The sequence below is a fragment of the Pseudomonas sp. NPDC087697 genome, from assembly GCF_044743155.1.
Classification (GTDB): domain Bacteria; phylum Pseudomonadota; class Gammaproteobacteria; order Pseudomonadales; family Pseudomonadaceae; genus Aquipseudomonas.
Window position 1 is genome coordinate 172205 of record NZ_JBIUVW010000004.1, and the last position, 23400, is coordinate 195604.

Sequence of the window (23400 nt, forward strand, 5' to 3'; positions counted from 1 at the left end):
GCGATCTTTTGATCTTCTCGTTACAACAGATTCGGTGTCCGTACCGGATCGATTTGCGCCCAATGCGAGGTGTCTTCACGATGGGTTTGCAAGTACGGCAACACCGCCGCCAGTAACGGCGCCTTGAACGCTTCCTGAAAACGATGGGCCAGCCCCGGAATCAGCTTCAACTGACTGCCCTGGATATGCGCCGCCAAGTGAATGCCATGCATCACTGGCAACAACGGATCGGCGGTGCCGTGCACCACCAGGGTCGGCACCCGTAACTGGTTGAGCAGCGCAACTCGGCTTGGTTCGGCGAGGATCGCCATGATCTGGCGTTTCACGCCGTCGGGATTGAACGCCCGGTCGTACGCCACCGCCGCCAGATGCAACAGAACCTGACGATCATCGCTCACCTGCGGGCTGCCCAGCGCTGCCAGCAGATCGGCCTGTTGCTCCAGCGCTACCTCACGGTTCGGCGCGCTGCGCCGTGAGAGCAATTGCACCAGCGCCGCGTTCGGCGCCGGCAGCCCTTCAGCACCGGAACTGGTCATGATCAGCGTCAGACTCTCGACCCGCTGCGGCGCCATTGCTGCCATGTGCTGGGCGATCATCCCGCCCATGCTCGCGCCCAGCACATGGAATTGCTCCACATGCAGCGCATCCATCAGGCCCAGTGCGTCGTCAGCCATATCGGTCAGGGTGTACGGCGCCGCCACCGGCAATCCGAGTTTGTAACGCAGCACCTCAAAGGTCAGGTTGGCATTGGCAGGTAGCCGACGCCAGGTCGACAGCCCGACATCTCGATTGTCGTAGCGAATCACCCGAAAACCTTGCTCGCACAGCGCAACCACCACCTCGTCCGGCCAGTGAATCAACTGGCCACCCAGGCCCATCACCAGCAGCAACGCTGGATCAGACGCACGACCGATGCTCTGATACGCCAGGCTCACCTGCGCCAGATCGACCCGCTCGGTCGGAACATTGACATCGCAGCGCGACGCCGCAAAAGACGGTAGGCCGAGCAGCAGTGCGGCCAGAAAAACCGCAGTAGAAAGAAATCGTACCCGCATGAAAAAACACCGAAACGCAGAACCCCAGTAGAGCGCGAGTCTGATGAACTTTGTTAAAGCGCGCTGCCACAGTTACGTGACAGTTTGATGAAGGGTGCCGAACGGTCGTATTCAAGACCGCGTTATCGTTCATCGCGAGCAAGCTCGCTCCCACAGGATTTATGCCGGATCCAGAGTTTGTGTACGACACCGATCAAATGTGGGAGCGAGCTTGCTCGCGATGGCGTCCTTAAGCCAGTTGGTTACGCAGTTGGCGAGCGGCGGCCACCATATTCACCAACGCCGCTTCCGTCTCCGGCCACGCGCGGGTTTTCAAACCGCAATCCGGGTTGACCCACAGCCGTTCGGCCGGGATCCGCTGGACCGCTTTGCTCATCAACCTGACCATTTCGGTAGTGTCCGGCACCCGTGGCGAGTGGATGTCGTAGACGCCCGGACCGATGTCGTTCGGGTAGTCGAAAGCCTCGAAGGCTTCCAGCAACTCCATGTCCGAACGCGAGGTTTCGATGGTGATCACGTCAGCGTCCATGGCCGCGATGGATTTGATCACGTCATTGAATTCGCTGTAGCACATATGGGTGTGGATCTGGGTTTCATCGCGCACACCCGATGCGCTCAAGCGGAACGCCTCCACCGCCCAGTCCAGATATTCCTGCCATTGCGCCCGGCGCAGCGGCAAGCCTTCGCGGAATGCGGCTTCGTCGATCTGGACAATTTTGATCCCGGCCTGCTCCAGGTCAACCACCTCGTCACGCAGGGCCAGCGCCAACTGTTGCGCCTGGACTTTACGGGATACGTCTTCGCGCGGGAACGACCACATCAACATGGTCACGGGACCGGTCAGCATGCCTTTCATGACCTTGTCCGTCAGGCTCTGCGCGTAGGTTATCCAGTCGACGGTCATGGCCTTCGGACGGCTCAGGTCGCCGTAGATGATCGCCGGTTTCACACAGCGCGAACCGTAGCTCTGAACCCAGCCGAAACGGGTGAACAGGTAGCCGTCGAGTTGCTCGGCAAAGTATTCGACCATGTCGTTGCGCTCGGCTTCACCGTGCACCAGCACGTCGAGACCCAGGCGCTCCTGAATTTGCACCGCGTGGCGGATTTCGCTGTGCATGGCGTCGGTGTAATCGTTGACCGAAAGCTTGCCCTGCTTGAACGACTGGCGCGCCAGACGGATCGATGCGGTCTGCGGGAACGAGCCGATGGTAGTGGTCGGGAATGCCGGCAGTTTCAGGCGTGCGCGTTGCAACTCGATACGCTTGGCAAACGCTGAATGGCGTTGGCTGTCGGTGTCGCGAATGGCCAGGATGCGCGCCTGCACCTCGGCTTTATGGATGCGTGGCGATTGTGCACGGCTGGCCTGCACGGCGCGGCTGTGTGCCAATACGGCTTTAACCTTCAGCGACTGCGGATCGTTGAGGGCATCACGCAGTACGGCAATTTCACCGCACTTTTGCACGGCGAACGCCAGCCAGCTCTTTATTTCCGCGTCGAGTTTATCTTCGCGATCCAGGTCCACCGGGCTGTGCAGCAGCGAGCACGAGCTGCTGACCCACAGGTTGTCGCCATAACGCTCTTGCGCCGGTTTCAGTTGCGCCAGCGCTTGTTCCAGCTCGCAGCGCCAGACGTTGCGACCGTTGACCAGCCCCACCGACAGCACTTTGTAGGTCGGCAGACGATCGAGTACCTGGCCCAGTTGCTCCGGTGCTCGTACCGCGTCGATGTGCAGGCCGTCCACCGGCAGGCTCACGGCCAGCCCGAGGTTGTCTTCCAGGCCACTGAAATAGGTGGCCACGAGTTTCTTCAGTGGCGAGTACTGAAGGATGTGATAAGCGCGTTCGAAAGCGTTTTTCCAGGCTTGCGGCAGGTCGAGGGTCAGAATCGGTTCGTCGATCTGCACCCATTCCACACCTTGAGCCTTGAGTCGATTGAGGATCTCGCCGTACAGCGGCAGCAGGCGTTCGAGCAAATCAAGCTTGTCGAAGTCGTTGCCTTTGGCCTTGCCCAGCCACAGATAAGTCAAAGGGCCGATGATCACCGGTTTGACGCTGTGCCCGAGAGCGTGGGCTTCGTCGACTTCCTCGAACAGTTGTTCCCAACTCAACGTGAACGACTGGTCAGCGCTGAATTCCGGGACCAGGTAGTGGTAGTTGGTGTCGAACCACTTGGTCAGTTCCTGCGCGTATTGCGCTTTGGCAGGCTCACCGCCGCAGCACGTCGTGGCGCCACGGGCCATGGCGAACAAGGTGTCGAGGGTCGGCAGGCCCTGAGTATCCCTGGCACTGTCGAAGCGCGCGGGAATCACACCGAAGGTCAGCGAGTGCGTCAGCACCTGGTCATACCAGGCGAAATCGCCCACGGGCAGCAAATCGATGCCGGCGTCTTTTTGCAATTGCCAGTGTTTGGCCCGCAACTCGCGACCAACGGCTTGCAACCCGACCTGATCGAGGTCGCCCTTCCAATAGGATTCCAGGGCTTTTTTCAGTTCACGGTCTGCGCCGATACGTGGAAACCCGAGTGTGTGGGCCAAGGCCATGGCGTGTAACTCCTGAGTAAAAGATGGCCCTATTGTCGACAGCCAACCCAACATGAGACAAACTCAACCTTTTCGTGTTGATCACAAAATTTACTCATGGAGACCCCGGTGCTCGAAATCCGTCACCTGAAGACCCTGCACGCCTTGCGCGAAGCCGATAGTCTGGTCGAAGCCGCCGAACGTCTGCACCTGACCCAGTCTGCCCTGTCCCACCAGTTCAAAGAGCTGGAAGAGCGCATGGGCATGCCGCTGTTCGTGCGCAAAACCAAACCGGTGCGTTTCACCAGCGCCGGCCTGCGCCTGCTGCAACTGGCCGACGCTACTCTGCCGCTGCTACGCGGCGCCGAACGTGACATTGCGCGCCTGGCCGGTGGTACCGCCGGACGGCTGCACATGGCGATCGAATGCCACAGCTGCTTTCAGTGGCTGATGCCGACCATCGACCAGTTCCGCGATGCCTGGCCGGAAGTCGAGCTGGACCTGGCGTCGGGTTTCTCCTTCGCTCCGCTGCCAGCCCTGGCCCGTGGCGACCTGGACCTGGTGGTGACGTCCGACCCATTGGAACTCGCCGGGATCACCTATGTGCCGTTATTCACCTACGAAGCGATGCTCGCGGTAGCCAATCAGCATCGGTTGGCGAGTAAGCCCTACATCGTCCCGGAAGATCTGCTCAGCGAAACCCTGATCACCTACCCGGTGGAACGGGATCGACTGGACATCTTCACCCGTTTCCTGGAACCGGCCGACATCGAACCTGCGCAGGTCCGTACCTCCGAGCTGACGGTGATGATGATGCAACTGGTGGCCAGCGGCCGTGGCGTCTGCGGCATGCCCCATTGGGCGCTGCATGAGTACAGCTCACGGGGTTACGTGAAGGCCAAGCGGCTGGGAGAGAAAGGTTTGTTTGCCACGCTGTACGCCGGAATCCGCGCCGACATGCTCGACGCGCCGTACATGCGCGACTTTTTACTGACGGCCAAGGACACCTCGTTCTCGACCCTGGATGGTGTCAGCGCGGTGCGCTGATTCAATAAAAAGCCAGCAGAGGGAACAACCCTCAGCTGGCTTTTTTCGTCTGGCAGAGTCCTATAAGGTGATAAATGCATCCTCAAAGTCTCTGACTGCAGTAATCCCCGTCTTCGTCTACTTCACTGCCACAGTAAATTTCCAAACATTTGAGCCATGACCACTGCCTGCCCATATGGCTTCAATCTCATGAGATGAATTACTCAAGTTTGCTAAACCACACCTCCATTCTCTATTTTCGGGGACCCATTCTGTTTTTTTCAACTCACCATTGTCAAAAATATGAAGTGTCCGGCCTGCCACCGCTCTGCCAAATACAATAACTTCGGATACGGTGATGGTGCTGCCATATGGAACATCCTGACCCGACACGTCCCTGACCTCAGTGATGACCACCGTCCCTTCCGTTACTGTGACAGTCCAGGTACCTGACTCCGGCAAGTCGTCATGCTGCCCTATGACCTTGAACACATACTCTGCGGGAGACAATAACAACGTCTCGAACTCCCATGTAGTGGGCCCCGTCGACTTGCCCTCGCCCAACAGAGTAGCGCCATTATAAATCTTGACCTTTTCCCCCAAAACCACCGTACCTGTGAGTTTCAACGGCGTTCTGCTGGACTTGCCGGGATTGCTGATCGTCGCGCCTCCGGAATCCTTCACTTCGCCAATCGTGGGTTTCACCACCGCCGCCACAGTAACGGTCCAGCTGTCTGATTCCAGCTCATCGCCATCCTGCTCTTTGGCCTTGAGCACATACACGTTTACAGGCAACACCTGCGTGTCGAACGCCCATGCCGTCCCCGTCACCGTGGCCGCGCCCAGCTTATTGGTACCATTGTAAATGTCGACTTTTTTACCGGCAGCTACCGTGCCTTTGAGCTTTAACGGTGTTTTGGTGGTCGTGCCGGGATTGGCAATCGTCGCGCCTGCGGAGTCCTTCACCTCACCAATCGTGGGCTTCACTAACACGACATTTTTAACGGTATAAACCCGCTCCTCGAAGTCAAACGCCTGAGTCTTATCAGCCACCTGATTCAGCGCGACCTTGACGATGACCTTCAACGGCGAGCCATTGAGCAATTTTCTGAAGTAGTCGTAAGGCACCTTCACCTCGCGATAACCGCGAGTGATCCAGACCCCATCCACTGGATCCGATTGCAGCACAGGGAGACTGTGCTCCTCACCACCGGATTTTTCGCCCACCAGGTCAATCCAGCACCGTTGCTTTTCGGCAATCAACGGCCAGATTCCCAGGCGCAGCGTGAGGTCGTTGGAACTGCTGGTCAGGTCCAGTCCAGGCCCGTTACCGCCGTTCTCCGCCTCACGGATCAGGGCCGCTTTCAACTCACTCTTTGGCAGGGGGAGCACGTTGAGAACCAGTGACGGGTCAGAGGTTTTATCGTCCTCACCGTCCCGTATGATGGTGTACGTCACCCTCATTTTTTTGCCCAGAAGGAACGCAACGACCTTCTTCTCCAAATTCAGGGACCTGGGGTTTGTCGACCCCAGAGGCAACGTGGCGCTTTTGGACTTCCCACCTTCCGGGGTGCCGGGCTCACCTGCAATCTCGACATAGAACTTGTCACCAGGCAGCAGTTTCGCCGTAGGTATCAGCGCTCTGAACTGGGAAATAGTGCTGATCGGCTCCAGGCTGACATCATCCGACGGCTCGACCTTCAACTGGTCGAGATCCGGGATCGGTGCGTGTGTCTGGGGAGCCGTTTCTTGAGCGGTCATGAGCAATCTCCTTCTCGCAAGAGTCACCGCCTCGGGAGCAGCAGCGTTGACGCTCATCTAACACCCGGTTCCGATACGCTGCCTACTGTCAGAAATAACAGGTAGGCAGTGATTTCAGACAAACGGCAAGGGGCGTTTGATGGCCGAAGCCTTCACGACACGGGATCTGAATGGCGCCCCCAGGCTTGCGGCTTATAACTGCCTCCACATATGGATCTTGTCGAAATAGTCTTCACCCACCCGCACCGCCAGCGGTTCGAGCCCGAATTGCACGAAACCACAGCGTTGATACAGCTTGAACGCGGCGTCATTGCCAGCGGTGACGGTCAGTTGAATCACTTTCAACCCTGGCCGCCCTCGTGCCTCGTCGAAAAGCACCTGAACCAGCTGATAACCGAGCCCGCGCTGCCTGACCGTGCCTGACACGTACATACCAAACAGCGTTGCCTTGTGCCGGGCTTTTTCCCGTGCCTCGAAGGCCAGGCCGACAATGCCCACCAGTTCGCCCTCTTCAAACGCGCCGAACAGCAGGTCCAGCGGGCTGGTCAATCGAGACTCCCACCAGCTCAATGGCATGACCGCACGCTCGCGAACACTGGAGGTGAACGCCTGCGGATGACGGTCATAAGCCTCAAGCATCAGCGCCCGGTAAGCGAGCGCATGACTGGAATCGAGCCGTTGGATCGCCATGTTATTCAGGCCATACGCCGCTGTTCAGACATCAGGCGCACCGCCAGGCCAGCCAGCACGAAACCCATGAAATAGCGCTGAACCGCCAGCCAGGTCGGGTTGTTGACGAACCACGAGGCAATCCCGGCAGCAAACAGTGCGATCAACAGGTTGACCGTGAAACTCACGCTGATCTGGGTCAGGCCCAGGGCGATACTTTGGGTGAACACCGAGCCGTGCTCCGGGCTGATGAACTGTGGGAACACCGAGAGATAGAACACCGCGATTTTCGGGTTCAGCGCGCTGGTGAAGAAGCCCATCAGCATCAGTTTTCGAGAAGAGTCCGGTGGTAGTTGCTGAGCCTCAAATGGCGAGCGCGCACCCGGTTTGACTGCCTGCCAGGCCATCCACAGCAGATACAGGGCACCGGCCCACTTGAGCGCCTCGTAAGCCATCGGCACCGCCATGAACACTGCGGTCAAACCGGCCGCAGCGGCAAACAGATGCACGAAAAAACCCGCGACCACCCCAAGCAACGAGGTCACGCCCGCCTTGCGTCCCTGGCAGATCGAACGGGAGATCAGATAGATCATGTTCGGTCCCGGTGTCAGCACCAACAGCAGCGACGCAGCAGCAAAAATCAACAGATCGTGGGTTGGAATCATGACGCAATCCTTGTCGTTGAAAGGGTCAGGCCAGAGCCTTCAGGGAGGTTCGATAAAACGGCAGGATCAGGTCCCGTGTCAATGGTGCCAGCATTACATCAACCACGTTGTGCGGATCAATCCACAGCAGTTCTTCGATCTCTGCCGCCGCAGAGACGTGTTGCAGGATATCCAGCTGAAAAATCTCGGCCTCGACCACAAACCCCGGCTCATTGGCTGCCGGGGCAGAAAACTTGCCCAGATAGCTCGCTTGAGTAGTGTCGATGATCAAACCCAGTTCTTCTTCCAGTTCGCGGGCCAGCGCATCGACCGGTTGCTCGCAGGTATCAATCTTGCCACCCGGCTGCATGAAGACCTGCGTGCCGCGCTTGCGTACCAGCAGGGTTCGGCCATCCGGGCCGATCAGCAGGGCGGCGGCGATGCGGATAATACGGGGTGAAGCATATGATGAAAGCGTCATGGATCAACGATAGCCTTGGACAAAAGAGCCAAGGATCACATGGGCTCAGGTGTTCAGTCACGTCGAAAGGACCACCCCTGCGTAGGAGCTGCCGCAGGCCGCGATCTTTTGATCTGTGTAACCTAAAGATCGCAGCCTGCGGCAGCTCCTACGCTGAAATCGCCGTTTCCGGCTCCTCGGGCATACAGACAAATACACTGTACTTGGCGCGCTCCATGGCTTCGAAAGCGATCAGTTTTTCCACCAGCGGGCCATTGAGCACCTTGCCGGCATTGAGCAACAGCATGCCGTTGTCGGCATTAAGGTTGCGCGCCAGCACCATCCCGGCCACCAGATCGCGAGTGGTCAGCACCTTTACTGTCGGATCGCCAAGCGTGACATCACGCAGGTACGTGGCGCAGACCTGAACGAAATCCTCCACCAGTTCCGGGTCGTAGAAGCGCCCGCTGTATTTGCGGATGAACACCAACGCCTCATCGCTGTTCATGTGTCGCTCAAGGATCAGCCCGCGCTGCAATTCGACGAAGTCCACGGTCAGTTTCAGCAGGCGCGAACCCAAAGGGATCGCCTCCCCCTTGAGACGGTCGGGAAATCCGGTGCCGTCCCAGCGTTCCTGATGGTGCAGGATCAGGCGTGCGGCATCCTTCATCGGATCAAGGGTCATCAGCAGCGATTCGCTCTGTTTCGGATAACCGCGATACAGCTCCCGCTCGGTGTGGTGCAGCAGGTCCGAAGGGGCCGTCATCATGCTGTCGGTCCAGCTCAGCTTGCCGATGTTGTAAAGCGCCGCGGCCATGGTCAGGTCTCGGCTGCTGGCCTCGTCCAGCCCATGGGTCTGGCAGTAGATACGCACCAGATCGATGATCTGTCGGTTGGTTTGCTTTGAGGGCGGCAGACGCAGGTTGGCCAACAGCGAAAACACCTCGGTGCCAGTGACATAGCTGTGCTTGAGCTCTTCGTAGGCCAGGTCGAGCATGTCAGCGGTCTGCTGCAGCTCGGCAGTGCGCGCCGCGACACGTTTTTCCAGGGACGTATTGAGCAGCTTCAACTTCTCGTTCTGATCCCACGTCAACTGCACCAAACGCAGCCGCTCGCGCTCGGACTGTTGATACTCCAGCGACTGACGCAACGTCAGCAGCATTTCCTCATCGTTCCAGGGTTTGCTGATGTAACGGTGGATCTGCCCCTCGTTGATCGCCTTGATGATCATCGACAGGTCGGCATACCCGGTCAGCAGGATGCGCACGGTGTCGGGATGCCGCTCGTGGATATGCGTCAGCAGGGTCGCACCGTCCATGTTGGGCATGCGTGCGTCGGTCATCACCAGATCAATCGGTTGCTGCGCCATGATCTCCAGCGCCTGGGCGCCACTGGTGGCCAACAGCACTTCATAGGGTTGGCCACGCAACAGCCGACGCAGGCTATTGAGGATCGATTCCTCGTCATCGACCAGCAGCACTCGGGATTTAAGCAGCTCATCCATGGCATTACCTCAGCTGGAACAGAACAATCGTTTCGTGAGCGCCCAAGGGAATTTCCCCTACTCCATGGGCCTGAACTACAGGCTAGACGTTTTTTCAGCACAGTTCGCAATAGATTTGCCGAACAGCGGGCAGCGAACTCAACAGCAGCGGACTATGCTCTGGGTACCTGGATCCAACATCTGCACCCGTAGCACTCTGCGATCAGGAAGGGATGCCGTATGAACACAACGCAGCGATGGGTCATCTGCAACGGTGCATTGCAATGAAGGCACCGTTTGCGCGAAAAAACCGGCGGATCCTGATCGTCGATGATACCACCTCTATCCATCAGGACTTTGCCAAGATCCTCAGCCCCCACGCGCTCGATGACAATGCACTGAGCAGCACCGAAGAAGCCCTGTTCGGCACTCAAGTGGTGGCTTCAGATCTGGGGTTCGTGCTCGACAGCGCCTTTCAGGGCCTCGAAGCCTTGGGCAAGGTCGAAGCCGCCCTGGCCAAGGACCTTCCCTATGCGATGGCCTTTATCGACATGCGCATGCCGCCCGGCTGGGACGGTCTGGAAACCATCGAACGGCTCTGGCAGGTCGATCCAAAGCTGCAAGTCGCGCTATGTACCGCGTATTCCGACTACTCCTGGGACGATATCGCCGAGCGACTGGAACTGGGCGATCGCCTGTTGATCCTGAAGAAACCCTTCGATGCCATCGAAATCCGTCAGATGGCCAGCACCCTGACCGTCAAATGGCAAATGACCGAAGAGGCTGCACTGAAGATGAACCTGCTGGAACAGGCGGTCGAAGAGCGAACCCGCGAGCTGTCCGACGCCAATATCATCGTGCAGAACAGCCCGACCATTCTGTATCGACTGCGCGGAGAACCATCGTTCCCGTTGATGTACATCTCCCACAACATCACCAAGTTCGGTCACGTGGCAGCGCATTTGGTGGCCTCGGCAAACTGGGCTCAGGAGCTGATTCATCCCGAGGACCAAGGGAAAGTCGACAACGCCATGGCCCGGATCCTCGACCGGCACGCCGCCGGGGCGTCCATCGAGTTCCGTCTGCGCACCGGCACAGGCGACTGGCGCTGGGTCGAAAACCGCTACGTGCCGGTGCGTGACAACGACGGACGCTTGCTGGAAGTCGAAGGCATCATCATCGACATCACTGAACGCAAGCTGGCGGAAGAGAAGATCTCCCTGCTGGCACGGACCGACGGGCTGACCGGGCTGGCCAATCGCGCGACGCTCCTCGAACGCTTGCACCAGGCGTTCGCTGCCGCGCGTCGGGGTGCGACGACATTCGCCGTGTTCTACCTGGACCTCGATCATTTCAAACGCATCAACGACACCCTTGGCCATCCCATCGGGGATTTGCTGTTGCAGGAGGTCGCCCGACGCATCAAGGCCTGTGTCCGCGAAAACGACATAGTGGCGCGCCTGGGCGGGGACGAGTTCGCAATCGTGCAGCTCGACGCCGGTGACCCGACACAATCGGCGAGCCTGGCAGGCAAGGTCCGCGATGAACTGGTGCTGCCCTACACACTCGATGGCAACAATGTGCGGGTTTCGGTCAGCATTGGCATCAGCACCTACACAAATAGCAGCTCAAGCGCCGAGAGTCTGTTGGCTCAAGCCGACATGGCGCTGTACCGCTCCAAGGAAAAAGGCCGCAACCAGTACCACTTCCACTCCGAGGAGATCAATCAGGAAGTACTCGAACGGGTGTCGATTGCCCACGATTTGAAACAAGCCATCGACCGAAACGAGCTCGAATTGCATTACTTGCCTGAAGTCGACCTGAGTACCGGGAAAATCCTCGGCATGGAAGCGCAGGTCCGCTGGAGTCATCCAGAGCGAGGGTTGCTGGAGCCCGACATGTTTCTTCCCGCAGCGGAAAAAACCGGTGTCATCATCGCGCTTGGGCACTGGTTGCTGGATCGGGCCTGTCAGCAAATGCGTCAGTGGCGCGACGAGGGCATGGCGCCACCGGTGATTGCGATCAAGCTCTCGCTGGCCCAGCTCAAGAGCGGCCCGGACCTGATCTATGACGTGTTGCGCACCACGGCCCTGTGGAACCTCTGCCCCTGGGACCTGCGCTTCGACGTTACCGAAGCGACGCTGGCGCAAACCAAATGGACCCACAACGATGTGCTGCCACGCTTGCGTGAGCTGGGGGTGAAAATAGCCATCGATGACTTCGGTACCGAATACTCCTCGTTCGACTACCTCAAGACCTATCGGGTCAATCACCTCAAACTCGCCCAGGCCTTCATCGACACCGCGACCCGCGATCCCGCCAGCGCCACGACCCTGCGCGCGATCATCAATTTTGCCCGCGAAGTGGGGATCGGCATCATTGCCGAGGGTGTCGAGACCCAGGAACAGCGCAGTTCGCTGATCTCCACCGGCTCGCCAATGAACGCCCAGGGCTTCTACTTCAGTAAAGCCGTCAGCAGCCAGCAGGCAGCTGCGTTGCTGATGGCCGGCAGCATCGTGCCACCGACGTTCCCCGGCGCAACAAACCCGATGCTCGAAGACTCGCCCCACCCACCGGAGGACCGGGGATGAAACTATCGCTCGCCCCCACCAACCGGCGCATCCTGATCATCGATGACATGCCTTCGATCCATCAGGACTTTCGCAAGATCCTCAGCCCCGACGCGCCAGACGAGCAGAGCCTGTCCAGTACCGAAGAGGCGTTGTTCGGCACTAAACAACCCTCTCGCCCGACGTTTCTCCTCGACTCGGCCTACCAGGGAGAAGAAGCGCTGGAGCTGGTCAAACGTGCCCAGGCCGAAGGCCGTCCCTACGCCCTGGCGTTTACCGATATGCGCATGCCGCCGGGTTGGGACGGTCTGGAAACCATCGAACGACTCTGGGAGGCCGACCCGCATCTGCAAATCGCCTTGTGCACCGCCTTCTCCGACTACTCTTGGGAGGCGATGGCCGAACGGCTGGAATTCGGCGACCAGTTACTGGTGCTGAAAAAGCCTTTCGACAGTCTGGAAATTCGCCAGATGGCCAGTGCCCTGACCTGGAAATGGCAGATGGCCCAGGATGCTGCGATTAAAATGCTCAGCCTGGAGCGAACCATCGAGGACCGCGTTCAGGAGCTGCTCAAAGTCTCCCATCTGCTGCAATACGATGTACTCACCGGCCTGCCCAACAGCACCTTGCTGGGTGACCGGCTGACTCAGTCCCTGGCTCTTTCGCGGCGACACGACAAACAACTGGCGGTGATATTTCTGGGGCTGGACCGCTTCAAACGCATCAACAACGCACTGGGCCATCCGATTGGCGACGAAATGCTCAAACGGGTCGGCCAGAGCCTCGTGTCTACAGTGCGTGAGTCCGATTCGGTATTTCGCTACGGTTCCGACGAGTTCGTGGTGATCCTCGCGGACATCAACCATCCCAAGCAAACCAAAGGGGTTGCCGAAAAGCTGCTGAAAGCCGTCAGTACCCAGCAGCACATTGCCGGTCATGACCTGAGCGTGACCGCCAGCCTGGGCATCAGCATCTACCCGGACGACGGCTTCGATGCCGTGCCGCTGATCAAGAAAGCCGAAACTGCGATGCACAACGTCAAGGAGAGTGGCACCAACGATTTCAGCTTTTTCATCGACGACATGAATCAGCGTGCCCGTGAACAGCAAAACATCGAATCGGGCCTGCGTCTGGCGCTGGAGCGCGATGAGTTCGTTGTGCATTACCAACCCAAACTGGATCTGCGCACCGGCAAGGTGGTCGGTGCGGAAGCCTTGATCCGCTGGCTTAAACCCGGTTACGGTTGGGTGTATCCAACAGACTTCATCGGGGTGGCCGAAGACAGTGGGCTGATCGTTCCCCTGAGCAAATGGGTGTTGACCCAGGCCTGCCAACAGGCCCGCGCCTGGCAGTTGGCAGGATTGCCACCGATCAGCATGTCCGTCAACGTTTCCGCCATCGACTTCCGTCAACGCGACTTTGTTGACGGTATAGTGAAGATCCTGGAACAGACGGGCTTCGACCCAACACTGCTGGAACTCGAAATCACTGAAAGCGTGCTGATGCAGAACGTCGAGGCCACCGTGCAGACCTTGCACGCCATCAAGGCATTGGGCGTGCGCCTGGCCATTGATGACTTCGGTACCGGCTATTCCAGCCTGAGCTACCTGCGACGGTTCCCCGTCGATGTGCTAAAAATCGACCAGTCATTCGTTCGCGGGCTGAGCACAGAAAACAACGACGCCGCGCTGGTCAGCGCCATCATCAGTCTGGGCAAGAGCCTCAACCTCAATATCATTGCCGAAGGCGTGGAAACCCTGGAACAACTGGACTTTCTCAAGGCCCTTCAGTGTGAGGAAGGTCAGGGTTACTTCTTCAGCAAAGCCGTGCTCCCGGGGGAGTTCGTGCAGTTTCTTACCGACAACCAGCAGACGCCACTGCGTACGTAGACCGACGACCCAACGGTGCAGGCACTTATAAAGCCAAGGAACCATCAGATGTCGCCCTATGGATTCACGCTGCTCATCACACTGATGTTCGGACTCTGCCCGACGGCGAGCACCGAGCCTTTGGACGAACCCCTCAAACCGCTGCCACCGGCACCGATGCAAGACCCTCAGCGTGTCGAGCTGGGTCGTCAGCTGTTCAACGAAACGCGGTTGTCGGTCAACAACAGCCTGTCCTGTGCCAGCTGCCATCACCTGGAAACAGGCGGGGGCGACAATAAGGCATTTTCCAACGGTTTCAACGGCCAGCCGCTGAGCGTCAATACGCCCAGCGTGTTGAATGCCAGTCTGAATTTCAGGCAGTTCTGGAATGGTCGCGCCGCTACCCTGGAAGACCAGGCTCACGCAGTGGTGGAAAGCCCCACTGAAATGGGCAGCAACTGGGAACACGTGGTGCAAATGCTGTCCACTGACCCGGCCTACCATTCGGCGTTCGGCAACGCTTACCCCAACGGGGTTACGGCGGCCAATGTGCAAAACGCCCTGGCCACCTATGAGCGCACATTGCTCAGCGCCAATTCGCGCTTCGACCAGTACCTGCTGGGCAACACCGACATTCTCAGCCTCGATGAAAAGTACGGCTACCAACGCTTCAAGGACTACGGCTGCATTGCCTGCCACCAAGGGGTCAACATCGGCGGCAACATGTACCAGAAGTTCGGGGTCATGGGCGACTACTTCCAGGCGCGGGGCAATCCGACCGAGTCGGACCTGGGGCGTTACCTGGTGACCAAGGACGAAGAAGACCGCAACGTATTCAAGGTCCCCAGCCTGCGCAACGTCGCGGTTACCGCGCCGTACTTTCATGACGGTTCGGCGAAAACCCTCGAAGAAGCCGTCGATGTGATGTTCAAGTTTCAGCTGGGACGCATCTCTTCCGAAGAAGACAAGGCTCTGATCATCAAATTCCTCAGAACCCTGACTGGCGAGTGGGAAGGCAAACCGTTATGAAAGTGTCCCGTCGACTCAGCCTGCTGCTGCTCAGTGGCATGACCCTGTTGCTCGCTTCCACACTGGTGTTCCTGTACATCAAGGCCAGCTCCGACCAGGCCTCAAGCTATCCCGAATCTCGAGACCTGATCGGCCGGATGAAGCAGCTCAATGCACAATGGGAAACCGAGATTCTCAAGGCCAGGATCGCCATCAGCCACGACTATGATCCGCTGGTCTCGCCCCTGACCGAGATAACCCGCCTGTGGCAACAATTCGAGGCTCTCGAACCCAGCCACGAACGCAGTGACTCAGCAATCTGGCAGGCCCGTTATGACGCCTACCTCACTTCAATCAAGGAAAAAACCCGCCTGGTAGAACAGTTCAAGTCCCACAACGCGGTATTGCGCAACTCCCTGGCATTCTTGCCGACCGCCGAAGATGACATCCAGAACCAGCTCGCCCACCTCCCGGATCACGACAAACTGCAACTGCAGAACATCGCCACCGACACCTACGACCTGTTGCTCAGCAGCCTGGAGTTCGCCGAGGTCGCCTCCGCCGACAAGGCCGCCGACATTCTGGTAGGCCAGAACAAACTGGCGGTGAACAAACTGCGCCTGCCCGACGAGCTTCATGCGCAGGTGGATATTCTGGGCAACCACATCGCGTTGATCCTGCGCGAACAACCGATCGTCAACAGCCTCCTGACGCGGATCGAAGCGATACCGGTGGCCGCGCGCCTGGACGATATCACCGACCTGTTCAATCAAGACGAGCAACAAAGCGACGAGAACCAGCAGCGATATCACCTGTACATGCTGGCGTTTTCAGCGCTTCTGGTGCTGCTGCTGGTGTATCTGGCCATCGGGTTACTGCGCAGCTTCACGGTAATCAACCGGGTCAACAAGGACCTGAAAGCAGCCAATGAAGGTCTGGAACAGCGGGTCGAAGAGCGTACCCGTGAACTCAAGGACACCCAAAGCGAACTGCTGGACACCGCACGCCAGGCCGGGATGGCCGAGATCGCCACCAACGTTCTGCACAACGTCGGCAATGTGCTCAACAGCGTGAATATCTCCGCCGACCTGGTCACCCGCAAACTGCGCACCAGCAAGGCTCTGGGACTGGGCAAGGCGATGCAACTGATCAATGAGCACCAGGGCGACCTTGGCCACTTCATCACCGAAGACGAAAAAGGCAAATTGCTGCCCGGATACCTGAATCAACTGGTGGAGGCCATTGCCCTTGAGCAACAGGGCATCACCGACGAACTGGCGCAATTGAGTAAAAGCGTCGACCACATCAAGGACATCGTTGCCACTCAACAGTCCTACGCCGGCGCCAGCAGCCTGATGGAACCATTGCAAGTCAGCGAACTGCTCGAAGACGCCCTGCGAATGAACTCGGGCGCCCTGACCCGACACCATGTAACAGTGGTCAAGGACTACGCCGAAGTACCCAAAGTGATGGGCGATAAACACCGGATGTTACTGATTCTGATCAACTTGATCAGCAACGCCAAATACGCCATGTCCGACCTCAGCGACCGCCCTCGGGAAATGACCCTCGGGGTCAAGGTAGTCGACGACACCGTCCTTCAGGTCAGCGTCAAGGATGAAGGCGAAGGTATCTCTGCCGAAAACATGACCCGAATCTTTGCCCACGGTTTCACCACCCGCAAGGAAGGTCACGGTTTTGGTCTGCACAGCTGTGCCCTCGCCGCCATCGAGATGAATGGCCACCTGACGGCCCAAAGCGACGGTCCGGGCAAAGGTGCGCTGTTCACCTTGAAAATCCCGTTGAAAATCGCCGAAGGTGAAACATGAGCGAGTCATCGAACCGACGCATCCTGCTGATCGACGACACACCGTCGATCCATGACGACTTTCGCAAGATACTTACCCCTGCGCCGCCACAACACGGCGAACTGGACGAGATGGAGTCAGCGCTGTTCGGCACCGAAGTCAAAGCGACGAGCACCCGCTACGAACTGGATTCGGCCTATGCTGGCCAGGAAGGTCTGGGCAAACTGACCCAGTCCTTACAGGACAATCGCCCCTACGCCCTGGCGTTCGTCGACATGCGCATGCCCCAGGGCTGGGACGGCGCCGAGACCATCGAGCATTTATGGCAAACCGATCCGCGCTTGCAGGTGGTGGTCTGCACGGCGTATTCCGACTACTCCTGGGATGAACTGCTCAATCGCTTGCAGGCCCACGACCGACTGCTGATCCTGAAAAAACCCTTCGACAACATCGAAGTCCAGCAGATGGCCAACACTTTGACCAGCAAGTGGGACATGACCGAGCGCGCCACCGTCCAGATGCATCATCTGGAGCATCTGGTAGTCCAACGCACCGCGGAACTGCAACAGGAAATCGACGAGCGCAAGCAACTCGAAAGTCAGTTGATACAGTCGGAAAAACTCGCTTCCCTTGGACAACTGGCAGCCGGTGTCGCCCATGAGATCAATAACCCCATCGGCTTCATTTCGTCGAACCTCGGCAGCCTGGATGGCTATTTCAAGCAATTGCAGAACGTACTCGACGCCTATCAGAGTGCCGAAGAAGCCATTGCCTCCGTTGAGCTTCGCGATCGCCTCAAAGCGCTGCGCAAAGAGGTGGAGCTGGACTTCCTGTGTGAAGACATTCCGCTGCTGATCAAGGAATCCAAGGACGGCATCAACCGGGTCGGGCAAATCGTCAGGGACCTGAAGGACTTCTCACGCGTAGACACCAGCCAGGAGTGGCAGTGGGTCAACCTGCAAGTGGGCATTGATTCGACGCTGAACATCGTCGCCAACGAATTAAAGTACAAGGCCGACGTGATCAAGGAATATCAGCCGCTTCCCGAGATCGAGTGCCTGCCCTCCCAGATCAATCAGGTGGTGATGAACCTGATCGTCAACGCCGCCCAGGCCATGGGACCCGAACGCGGGACCATTACCCTGAGTAACGGGGTTGCCGGGGAAAACGTCTGGGTTGAAGTCGCGGACACGGGCTCGGGCATCGCGCCCGAAAGCCTGCAGAAAATTTTTGATCCCTTCTTCACCACCAAACCGGTGGGCCAAGGGACGGGGTTAGGCCTGTCATTGTCTTACGGCATTGTGAAAAAACATCGCGGGGATATTACGGTGCGCAGCGAAGTCGGGGTGGGGACCACCTTTCGGATCGAGCTGCCGATGCGTCAAACCAAATCCGCCAGCTGAGCAACAAACAAATGTGGGAGCGGGCCGGGCGGCGTTCCGATGCTCCCACAGGTTACTCACCAGGCAGGGGTTATGTAGCTTCCTGGAAATCCATCTCTGGTGGCTGACGGCGGAACCCGCCAGTCAGCACAGCCAGGTAAACCACGCCAATCGTCAGCCAGCTCAGGCCCAGGTAAATTGCCAAATGATCGAGGCTGACCATCAGCCAAAGGTCAGCGACCAAGCCAATGAACGGGCACAACAGGAACAGCACAAACTCCCGCGTGCCACGTTTCTCGCCACCGATCCAGTAGTGGAAGATTACCGACAGGTTCACCAGGCTGAAGGCCAGGAACGCGCCGAAGTTGATGAACGAGGTCGAGGTGGTCACGTCCAGTTTCAGCGCCAGCAAGGCCACCACCGCGCACAGCAGGATGCTGTTGACCGGCGTGCCGAAGCGCTCGTGCAAAGTGCCGAAGAACGACTTGGGCAGCACACCATCGCGGCCCATGGCGAACAGCAATCGCGAACCGCTGGCCTGGGCCGACAGACCCGATGCGAACTGGCCGACAATCAGGCCGATCAGGAAGATCGACACGAACAGGTCGCCACCGATGTTGCGAGCAATCTCGTAGGCCGCCGAGTCGGCATTGTCGAACTGGAACGACGGGTGGGCGATCTGCACGAAGTAGGACACACCGACGAAAATCAGCCCGCCAATCAGGGTAATCAGCATGATCGCCCGTGGGATGGTGCGGCGCGGGTCGCGGGTTTCTTCGGTCAGGGTGCTGACCGCGTCGAAGCCGAGGAACGAGTAACAGGCAATGGCCGCGCCGCTCATGATCAACGGCATTTGCATGTCGCCGTTGAAGAACGGTTTGACCGTCCACAGCGGCGTGCTCGCATCGCCGCCGATGTAATGGATGCACAGCGCTACGAAGGCTATCAGTACCAGGAACTGCACCAGCATCAGCAAGGCATTGATGCCGTTGGCCAGTTTCAGGCCGACGATGTTGATCGCACTGGTGATGCCGATGAACGCCAGCACCCAGATCCACTGCGGCACCGCCGGGAACGCGGAGTTGAGATAGGCTGCGCCGATCAGCCAGATTGCCATGGGCAGGAACAGGTAATCGAGCAACACCGCCCAACCGGCGATGAAACCGAGTTTCGGGCTGATGGCCTTGCGTACATAGCTGTAGGCCGAGCCGGCCACCGGGAACGCTGCGGCCATGCGGCCATAGCTCATGGCGGTGAAAAACATCGCCACCAGCGCCGCCAGATAAGCGGCCGGGACCATGCCGGCGGTGGATTGAGCGAGGATGCCAAAGGTGCCGAGCACAATGATCGGCGTCATATATGCGATGCCAAACAGCACCACCGACCCCAATGACAGGGTGCGTTGCAAACTAACCATGAGCGACTACTCCGAATTTATTAGATTTATGGCAGAGCCGAGTTCGGCGCAAATTACGGGTGTTGCGTTGTTGTTCTTGGGGCAAACAGGTGTGTTGTCTGTGAGGGCCTCTTCGCGAGCAAGCTCGCTCCCACAGGGGTACGCATTCCAAATGTGGGAGCGAGCTTGCTCGCGATAGCGTCAGCCCTGACGACACAGAAACCGAATCAGTTCGAAGGAATCAGCAGCTCCCGCAATCCAGAAGCATGCTCAACCATCTCCCCCGACAACTTCAGCCGCTGATCATCCAGGTACCGATAATCCTGCCGCGCCGTCGCCAACTGACTCAGATCCAGCTCCACCGCAAACTGACCCTCCTCACGCCCGGCTTCGAACAGCAGTGTGCCCAGCGGATCCACCAACGAACTGCCGCCCGCAAACAACAACCCGCCATCGCCCTCTTCCACCCGGTTGACCATCAGCGCGAACACCTGATTTTCCTGAGCGCGGGCCATGATTGCGGTGCGGTGAGTCGGGCCGTAGGGGTCCATGTTGCCGTTGGTGACAATGAGCAACTCGGCGCCCAGTTGCGCCAGGGCCCGGGCGGTCTCGGGAAATTCGATGTCGTAACAAATCAGCAGGCCGACCCGCACACCGTTCCACAGGCAAGTGGCGTAACGGTCACCGGCCTCGAATACGTCGCGATCCGACGCCCACAAGTGCGTCTTGCGATATTTCAGCGCAATGCCTTCGGGGGTGATCATCAGCGTGGTGTTGTAGAAACGACCGTTGTCGTTCTCGGCCGTGCCGATCACGACGGCAATGTTGCGCTCACGGGCCGCAGCCAGCACCGCGCTGACGGTCGGGCCATTCAGCGGTTCGGCGGTCCGGGCCAGAGCTTCAAGGGACGGGAATCCCATCAGATGGGTTTCGGGAAACACGATCAACTGCGTATCGGCAGCACAGGCAGCAATCGCCGCCAAGGCGCGTTCGAGGTTGTAAGCCGTATCGTTGTCACGGCCCGCCAATTGGGCAAGTTCGACTTTCATCTGTAGTCCTTGTTCTGAGCGCCGGGCTGGGAAAGATTGCTCGGCCGGTGTCTGTGCGCCAGTATGCGCAGCAAGCAACCGGCCAGGGAATTACGCGGCTGGGGTAACCCTATAGGGGTAGATGCATGACACTTTCGTTAGACGACATCACCTGGCACCGCTCGGTGGGGCAACTGATCGACGCCCTGGACAAGCCCAATTTCTGGACGCAGCTTGTACGGTTGTTGGATCAGTACGTGCCCTTCGACAGCTGGGTGGCGCTGCTATTCAGCGCCGACCGCCACCCACAGGTGTTCGCCGAATGCCCCGGCGAGGATGGCAACCCCGATCAGTTGTTCCAGGATTACCTGCGCGGCTTATACCTGCTCGACCCGTTCTACATCGCCTGCCGCGAACAGTCGCGCACCGGGCTCTATCGCCTGTCGGAAGTGGCACCCGAGCACTTCGAGTTGACCGAGTATTACCAGCGCTACTTTCGTCTGAATGTGGTGGCCGATGAAATCCAGTTCAATTGCCAGCTCGAAGGCGACCGCACGCTGTGCCTGTCGCTGGGCAGTAAACAGCGTTTCAGCGGCCAGCAAATCGCCTTGCTGTCGTTGATCCAACCTTGGGTGCTGGGTCTGTTGCGCCAGCGCTTGCCCTATGAAATCAACGAAGTCATGGCGCTGGCACCCGCTCCGCCGCAAGCCGACTGGCGGGTGCAGCTGGAAGCCTCGGTGCAGCAACTCAAAGGTGCGCAGTTGACCGCCCGGGAGCTAGATGTCGGGCGTTTGATGCTCAGCGGTTGCTCCAGCAAGGAAATCGCTCGTAAGCTGGAAATATCTGCCGAAACCGTGAAAGTCCATAAGAAACATATTTACAGCAAGCTGGGGATCAAATCCCAGTCCGAACTGTTCTCTATATTTCTCCAGGCACAAAACACCTGAATACCTGAAAAGATCGCAGCCTTCGGCAGCTCCTACAGGGGGACGCGTTCGGCGTAGGAGCTGCCGAAGGCTGCGATCTTTTTACAACTAACGACCGGAACCAAAGGAACCCGTATGAGCCTGTCACTCCTGAGCCGCTACGCCTTCTTTGCCGTCTGCGTGATCTTCACCCTCGCCAGCCTGCCGTTTCTTGAATACGACTGGCTCTGGCCAATCTCCATCGTCACCGGCCTGCTGAGCCTGCTGGGTATTTTCGACCTGTTGCAAAGCCCCCACGCGGTACGCCGCAACTACCCGATCCTGGGCAATATCCGTTATCTGGTGGAAGGCATTCGCCCGGAAATCCGCCAATACCTGCTCGAATCCGACAGCGACGCCCTGCCCTTCTCCCGGGCCCAGCGTTCGTTGGTCTATTCGCGGGCCAAGAACGAAAGCGCCGACAAACCCTTCGGTACGCTGATCGACGTGTACCAGTCGGGTTTCGAGTTCATCGGTCACTCCATGCGCCCGGCGCCCGTGAGCGACCCGAGCGGTTTTCGAGTGATTGTCGGCGGCCCGCAATGCACAAAACCGTACTCGGCCTCAGTGTTCAACATCTCGGCCATGAGTTTTGGTTCGCTGAGCGCCAACGCGATCCGTGCCCTCAACCAGGGCGCCAAACTCGGCAACTTCGCCCATGACACCGGCGAAGGCAGCATTAGCCCCTACCACCGTGAACACGGTGGCGACCTGACCTGGGAACTGGGCAGCGGCTACTTCGGCTGCCGCACCGCCGACGGTCGTTTCGACCCGGAACGCTTTGCCGCTCAGGCCCAGGATCCGCAAGTTCGAATGATCGAAATCAAGATGAGCCAGGGCGCCAAACCCGGCCACGGCGGCATCCTGCCCAAGCACAAAGTGACCCAGGAAATCGCCGATACTCGCGGCGTTCCGATGGGCCAGGACTGTGTATCGCCGTCACGCCACAGCGCATTCTCCACGCCGATTGAAATGATGCACTTCATCAAGCAACTGCGTGAGCTGTCCGGTGGCAAACCCGTGGGCTTCAAGTTCTGCCTCGGCCACCCGTGGGAATTCATGGGCATTGCCAAGGCCATGCTGGAAACCGGCATCCTGCCGGACTTCATCGTGGTCGACGGCAAGGAAGGCGGCACCGGCGCAGCACCCGTGGAGTTCACCGACCATATCGGTGTGCCGATGCGCGAAGGCCTGCTGTTCGTGCACAACACCCTGGTGGGCCTGAACCTGCGGGACAAGATCAAACTCGGCGCCAGCGGCAAAATCGTCAGTGCCTTCGACATCGCCAGCGTTCTGGCGATCGGCGCCGACTGGGCCAACTCGGCCCGTGGCTTCATGTTCGCCATCGGCTGCATCCAGTCGCAAAGCTGCCACACCAACAAATGCCCGACCGGCGTCGCCACTCAGGACACTCTGCGCCAACGTGCGCTAGTGGTGCCGGACAAGGCCCAGCGCGTGTTCAACTTCCACCGCAGCACCCTCAAGGCCCTGGCTGAAATGCTCGCCGCTGCCGGCCTCGAACACCCGTCGCAGCTGTCGGCCAAACATCTGGTACGGCGGATGTCGGCCACCGAGATCAAACTGTTTTCCCAACTGCATGTGTTCCTCAAACCCGGCGAATTGCTGACGGGTGAAGTGAATGGCGAGTTCTATTCACGGATGTGGCAGATGGCGCGGGCTGACAGCTTTGAGGCCAATGAAGTGGCCGCTTGAAGATAGCTTTACGCCAACCTCGTCGCGAGGTTGGCGCTTTTTCCAA

General features: G+C 58.7%; 17 protein-coding genes. 8 read left to right on the plus strand and 9 right to left on the minus strand.

The window, feature by feature from the left end; genetic code table 11:
- Positions 1-20: 20 nt before the first annotated feature.
- Together ACIPIN_RS05225 and metE are read right to left on the minus strand one after the other, a co-directional pair.
- Entirely contained in the window at positions 21-1055 is a 1035-nt protein-coding gene (locus tag ACIPIN_RS05225; RefSeq protein WP_401116210.1) for an alpha/beta fold hydrolase, read from the minus strand.
- Positions 1056-1284: 229 nt separating this feature from the next.
- Positions 1285-3594, minus strand: a complete 2310-nt coding sequence (metE, locus tag ACIPIN_RS05230) for a 5-methyltetrahydropteroyltriglutamate--homocysteine S-methyltransferase (protein WP_401116213.1) — start codon at positions 3592-3594, stop codon at positions 1285-1287.
- A 108-nt stretch (positions 3595-3702) separates the two neighbouring features.
- Here metE and metR point away from each other — a divergent pair, with 108 nt between their 5' ends.
- Positions 3703-4620, plus strand: coding sequence for a transcriptional regulator MetR (metR, locus tag ACIPIN_RS05235; RefSeq protein ID WP_103400858.1), 918 nt, complete (start codon positions 3703-3705; stop codon positions 4618-4620).
- A 117-nt stretch (positions 4621-4737) separates the two neighbouring features.
- Here the strand turns inward: metR and ACIPIN_RS05240 are convergent, their stop codons facing one another.
- The 5 genes from ACIPIN_RS05240 to ACIPIN_RS05260 form a co-directional block, all read right to left on the minus strand.
- Entirely contained in the window at positions 4738-6360 is a 1623-nt protein-coding gene (locus ACIPIN_RS05240) for a hypothetical protein (RefSeq protein ID WP_401116216.1), read from the minus strand.
- A 192-nt stretch (positions 6361-6552) separates the two neighbouring features.
- Complete coding sequence (locus tag ACIPIN_RS05245) at positions 6553-7050, minus strand: GNAT family N-acetyltransferase (protein ID WP_401116219.1); 498 nt, start codon at positions 7048-7050, stop codon at positions 6553-6555.
- 5 nt (positions 7051-7055) lie between these two features.
- Positions 7056-7694, minus strand: coding sequence for a LysE family translocator (locus ACIPIN_RS05250; RefSeq protein ID WP_401116222.1), 639 nt, complete (start codon positions 7692-7694; stop codon positions 7056-7058).
- A gap of 25 nt (positions 7695-7719) precedes the next feature.
- A complete protein-coding gene (locus ACIPIN_RS05255; RefSeq protein ID WP_401116225.1) occupies positions 7720-8154 on the minus strand; it encodes an NUDIX domain-containing protein in 435 nt (144 codons plus the stop codon).
- Positions 8155-8302: 148 nt separating this feature from the next.
- On the minus strand, positions 8303-9637 hold the full coding sequence (locus ACIPIN_RS05260; protein ID WP_401116228.1) for an HD domain-containing phosphohydrolase: 1335 nt from the start codon (positions 9635-9637) through the stop codon (positions 8303-8305).
- Positions 9638-9900: 263 nt separating this feature from the next.
- Here ACIPIN_RS05260 and ACIPIN_RS05265 point away from each other — a divergent pair, with 263 nt between their 5' ends.
- The 5 genes from ACIPIN_RS05265 to ACIPIN_RS05285 are packed head-to-tail and all read left to right on the plus strand — an operon-like array spanning position 9901 to position 18273.
- Entirely contained in the window at positions 9901-12207 is a 2307-nt protein-coding gene (locus ACIPIN_RS05265; RefSeq protein ID WP_401116231.1) for an EAL domain-containing protein, read from the plus strand.
- On the plus strand, positions 12204-14075 hold the full coding sequence (locus ACIPIN_RS05270) for a putative bifunctional diguanylate cyclase/phosphodiesterase (RefSeq protein ID WP_401116234.1): 1872 nt from the start codon (positions 12204-12206) through the stop codon (positions 14073-14075). The genes ACIPIN_RS05265 and ACIPIN_RS05270 overlap by 4 nt, the downstream gene beginning before the upstream one ends.
- Positions 14076-14123: 48 nt before the next feature.
- Positions 14124-15083, plus strand: a complete 960-nt coding sequence (locus ACIPIN_RS05275) for a cytochrome-c peroxidase (protein ID WP_401116237.1) — start codon at positions 14124-14126, stop codon at positions 15081-15083.
- A complete protein-coding gene (locus ACIPIN_RS05280; protein WP_401116240.1) occupies positions 15080-16891 on the plus strand; it encodes a DAHL domain-containing protein in 1812 nt (603 codons plus the stop codon). The genes ACIPIN_RS05275 and ACIPIN_RS05280 overlap by 4 nt, the downstream gene beginning before the upstream one ends.
- Entirely contained in the window at positions 16888-18273 is a 1386-nt protein-coding gene (locus tag ACIPIN_RS05285; protein WP_401116243.1) for an ATP-binding protein, read from the plus strand. Before ACIPIN_RS05280 ends, ACIPIN_RS05285 begins: the two co-directional genes overlap by 4 nt.
- A 70-nt stretch (positions 18274-18343) precedes the next feature.
- Here the strand turns inward: ACIPIN_RS05285 and ACIPIN_RS05290 are convergent, their stop codons facing one another.
- Entirely contained in the window at positions 18344-19669 is a 1326-nt protein-coding gene (locus ACIPIN_RS05290; RefSeq protein WP_401116246.1) for an APC family permease, read from the minus strand.
- 206 nt (positions 19670-19875) lie between these two features.
- The gene (locus ACIPIN_RS05295) at positions 19876-20697 is read right to left on the minus strand and encodes a carbon-nitrogen hydrolase family protein (RefSeq protein WP_401116249.1); all 822 of its coding nucleotides are present in this window, start codon (positions 20695-20697) and stop codon (positions 19876-19878) included.
- Between the two features lie 125 nt (positions 20698-20822).
- Here ACIPIN_RS05295 and ACIPIN_RS05300 point away from each other — a divergent pair, with 125 nt between their 5' ends.
- Both ACIPIN_RS05300 and ACIPIN_RS05305 read left to right on the plus strand, forming a co-directional pair.
- Entirely contained in the window at positions 20823-21623 is an 801-nt protein-coding gene (locus tag ACIPIN_RS05300; protein ID WP_401116251.1) for a response regulator transcription factor, read from the plus strand.
- A 114-nt stretch (positions 21624-21737) separates the two neighbouring features.
- Positions 21738-23354 carry an FMN-binding glutamate synthase family protein gene (locus ACIPIN_RS05305; protein ID WP_401116254.1) on the plus strand — a complete coding sequence of 539 codons (1617 nt, stop codon included), beginning with the start codon at positions 21738-21740 and terminating at the stop codon, positions 23352-23354.
- Positions 23355-23400: the final 46 nt, after the last annotated feature.